The organism is Kitasatospora sp. NPDC101157 (genome assembly GCF_044768255.1).
In the GTDB taxonomy this organism is placed as follows: domain Bacteria; phylum Actinomycetota; class Actinomycetes; order Streptomycetales; family Streptomycetaceae; genus Kitasatospora.
Genome location: NZ_JBIWPL010000066.1, coordinates 1 through 3,701 on the forward strand (window position 1 = coordinate 1; position 3,701 = coordinate 3,701).

Below are 3,701 nucleotides of genomic sequence, written 5' to 3' on the forward strand. Positions count from 1 at the left end.
CACCTGGCCTGATCCTCACACACGAGATCAGGTTCGCCAGCGCCGTCCCCTTTCATCGGCCACTGCAGACCTTCCAAATGAGATGACTTCTAAGGAACTCGCTCAGCGGCCGGGCCTGCCCGTCGTCTACGACACCAACATGCTCAACCACTGGAAGCAGCCCGACCACGTGCGCTGGCGCGAGGTCCTCAAGAGCGAGGGCATAGAAGCGAAGCTGGTACGGCTGATCATCCCGCTCAGGGTGATCGACGAGCTGGACCGGCAGAAGTACGGCGACGGCGCCCTCGCCAAGAAGGCCGCCACCGCGGTTCGCTACCTCGAACGCACCCTCACCGGCGCCGCGCCCGGCACCCCCGTCGATCTGCGCCCCGGCGAAGCCAGCCTCGAAGTGTGGAACGACAGCGACCACCGCGACTCCGACGCCGACCTCGCCATCCTGCGCTGCGCCACCGACATCGCCGCCCTCCACCCCGACGCCGACGTCCACGTCCTGACCGACGACACCGGCATGCGCCTGCGCGCCCACCACCTCGGACTCGCCACTCTGCGCCTGCCCGACGACCACCGCAAGAAGGGCACCGCGATGGACACGGCCGACGAAGGGGCTTGAGCAATCGTGGGACGGCGGCTGCCGTGCGTCGCTGTCCCGCTGCTGACGGCCCCTGTGACTGAGCGCTTCAGTTGGCCAGTGAGTGGTTGGGTTGGCCAGTTAAGTGTTGACGTTGTGCCTGGTCAGCGGGCCGTAAAGCTCGAATTCTGTTCTGCCGGAAATGGCTTTGTGTATCGCTGCTGGTCAGCGGCCCAGCGGACCCAGCTTCGCCGCCTCCCGGCCGCTGACGCATCGCGGGCACTCCAGCCGGTCGGGCTGTACTTCTCAGCCAGCTCCAGCTCCGAGCCCGCTATCCCGCCCCCGGCCAAGCGCGAGCAGATGGCCGCGCGGGTGCTGCACGCGAAGCTCTACCACGGCGAGAGGCCGCAGGGTGTGACCTGTTGGTGGTTGGGGTGTGGATTGGCCTCTTATGGCTGATTGTCTGGACCTTTGGTTGGACCTATTGGGGATGTGTGCCGGGGGGTGGGTCCTCGATAGTCTGGTGACTGTGTGTGGTCGTTGTGGGGTGGGGCGTGCGCTGGGAGGGTGGGCGGGGAGTCGCAGGCCGGTTTCCGGGTGTGAATTTAGCCGGGTATTTCGTGCTGCTGGTTTGTGGATTGGACTCTTTCGATGCTGTGAAATTACGGCTGGAATTGCGGAGGCGCGAGGTGATAGCGGGGGTTGTTGTTCGATTGGGTAGGGCAGGGCTGCGCCGTTGTCGCTGTGCCCCGCCGTTGTCTGGCCGGGGCCGCTCGCTCCCCGTTGGCTTCGGCCGGGCTGGGAGGCCTGGTGGGGAGGTGGGTCAGCGGCTGGCGAGGTGGCGGGAGGTGAGTTCGACGTCCTGGAGCTGGGCGGTGGTCAGGCGTCGGGCTTCCCAGATGACCGTGGCCAGGTCCGCGGCCCGGGAGTGGAGCGGCGGCAGGTCGTCGGGCAGGTGGATGCCGCCGAGCGCCGCGAGGTCGGGGGCGGGGATACCGAGCACGCCGGCGAAGCCGGCCACCAGCTCGGGGGTTGCTTCCACGGTGCCGCGGCCGATCCCGCCGATGGTGGACGGAGACAGGTAGATCCGTCCGCCGGTGACCGCGTACAGGGCCTTGGCCGTGCCCGTCCAGGCGAGGTTGCGGCTGTGGGTGAGCTGCAGGAGCACCGCGCCGAAGCCCGGCTCGTACCGGTGGTACGGCCGGTCGACCCCGCCCCGCCCCTCGCGCGCTACCGGGGGCTGCGCCCGGATCGCGTCCAGCAGCGGTCGCCGGTTCTCGGCGGGCATGACCATCGTGTTGTAGACGACGGTGTCGATCGACCAGTTCGGGTTGCGGGTGATCGGTGTCAGGTCGTCGGGCACCGGTTGTCCGGCGAGAACGAACAGGTCGGCGGCGTGCAGACTGAGGACCGGTGCGAGGTCCCTGAGCAGCCGTCCGGTCGGCGGCTGCCCGCCGAGTACGGCTTGCAGCTCTACTGGATCGGTGCCGGCCGCCGCTGCGAGCGTGGCAGGGGCGAGCGCCCGCTGGCCCGTCAGGTGCGTCAGCAGCGTGCCGAACCGCAAGAGGCCTGTCATGCCGTCAGCCTATCGACGGCCGATGGCCGTCCTGTTCGGCCGCCAGGCCGTCCCTCTGTGCCCGGCTCGGCCGTCCTGTCCGCATCCGTCCTGGGGGCCTTCCTGGCCGCCCGCGGCTGGCTGGTCAGGGCGTGGGCGGGTTGAGGAGGGCGCGGAGGTGTTCGGGTAGGTCGGGGTGGTCTCGCCAGGGGGTGGCGAGGGCCTGGAGAGCGGCCCAACAGGCGCGGGTGGTGGGGTCCGGCTGGTCATGGCCGAGGTAGTGCCACAACGCCTGGTAGAGGTGTTGGGAGGCTGCGAAGACCGCCTGGACGGCGTTGCGGACGACGGTGCGCTGCTCGTCCCGAAGAGGGTGCGTGGTGCCCGGGATACGGATGACGGGGCCGAGAGCGGCGTAGGCCTGACCTTCGATGAAGTCGTGCAGGTCTCTCAGCTGCTGCAGGGTCGGCAACGGCGGCTCGGGTAGGGGGAGAGGTCACGACGGCACGCTACCGGCCGTCACACGGCCCGCCGCCTCATACTGCCCGCTGCTGCGCCGTGGCCGTCGTCGTGGCCCGGTGTTCGGTTCGGTGTCGCTGCTCCGGGAATTGCCCCGTTGACGCCGTGCGGGATTTCCTGGGCGGCTTGGAACGGCGGTCGTGATGTCGGCGGCGAGGGCCGTAGGCCCCTTTCCAACGCGCCCGAATTGTCTTTCCGTCCGCTGCGCCTCGTGGGGCTTTCGGATTGCGGCATCAAAGATAGTGGAATGTAATTCGTATCCCCGTCGCGAGTGTCGTCGAATAGAGCCAGGATGGACGGTTACCGCGAGGTTGCCTGTTCGCGTCCCGCGCCCATTAGCGGACCGGTAGGATAGGACTGTAAGGCACCCCGGGAAGCACCGCCGGAAACGCTCCGTGCGCTCGGCCTGGATTCACGGTTGAGGACCCGTCAGGGGCCGCCGTCCGGGGCGGTCGTGAGGGCCCGCCATGGGGCGGTGAAAGCCCGGGACCGGACAGGGAGCCCCGAGGCGCCTCCCGAGGGCGGCGGATGGGCCGACAGCCCAGCAACCGCAAGGCGGGACCGGCCATCGGCTGGGACCGTGGAGGGCCCCGGGGGTGGGGTTGTGACTGATACCGGAAGTCCGCGACACATCGTCAACGCCGGGGCCGCAGGCCCGGGGCCGGCACCCCCGCCCGATCGGGGCAAGGGGCCACTACCCAAATTTCGCGTCACATCGTTAACGCGAACCCCCGGGCGTAGCCCGGGAAAGGATGCCAGCAAACCGGCCCGCAGGGCCGTGAAAAACACCAGCCGAACCAGGAGGGAATGCCGACCGGTTGACGGGCCGTAGGACCGGGACAATGCCACCAAAAGGCGGAGCGCAGCGACGCCCGGCGCCTGCCACAACGGCGCGTGCCGCGCCCGCGAATTCGCCGCAGGCGAATTCCCCCAACCACCCACCCACCTGCCGAGGCGCAGCCTAGGCCACACCACGCACGGTGACGGCGCAGCCGGCACCCCCGCACCTGGCGGTGCGTCAGCACCGCCCAACGGGCCGTCAGGCCCGTTGTAAGCCGCAGG

Annotated in this window: 3 protein-coding genes; 1 reads left to right on the forward strand and 2 read right to left on the reverse strand. The window is 69.3% G+C overall.

Annotated features, from left to right (window positions below):
* The first annotated feature begins 82 nt into the window (after positions 1-82).
* Positions 83-610, forward strand: coding sequence for a PIN domain-containing protein (locus ACIRVF_RS42870; RefSeq protein ID WP_402830671.1), 528 nt, complete (start codon positions 83-85; stop codon positions 608-610).
* Between the two features lie 781 nt (positions 611-1,391).
* On the opposite strand, the gene ACIRVF_RS42875 is transcribed toward ACIRVF_RS42870, so the two are convergent.
* Together ACIRVF_RS42875 and ACIRVF_RS42880 are read right to left on the reverse strand one after the other, a co-directional pair.
* On the reverse strand, positions 1,392-2,144 hold the full coding sequence (locus ACIRVF_RS42875) for a hypothetical protein (protein WP_402830673.1): 753 nt from the start codon (positions 2,142-2,144) through the stop codon (positions 1,392-1,394).
* 124 nt (positions 2,145-2,268) lie between these two features.
* Entirely contained in the window at positions 2,269-2,592 is a 324-nt protein-coding gene (locus tag ACIRVF_RS42880; protein ID WP_402830676.1) for a hypothetical protein, read from the reverse strand.
* Between the last annotated feature and the right edge of the window lie 1,109 nt (positions 2,593-3,701).

Excerpts from the sequence above, each read along its gene's own strand:
- ACIRVF_RS42870 (WP_402830671.1), top strand. The coding sequence starts at position 83 with ATGACTTCTAAGGAACTCGCTCAGCGGCCGGGCCTGCCCGTCGTCTAC.
- ACIRVF_RS42875 (WP_402830673.1), bottom strand. The coding sequence starts at position 2,144 with ATGACAGGCCTCTTGCGGTTCGGCACGCTGCTGACGCACCTGACGGGC.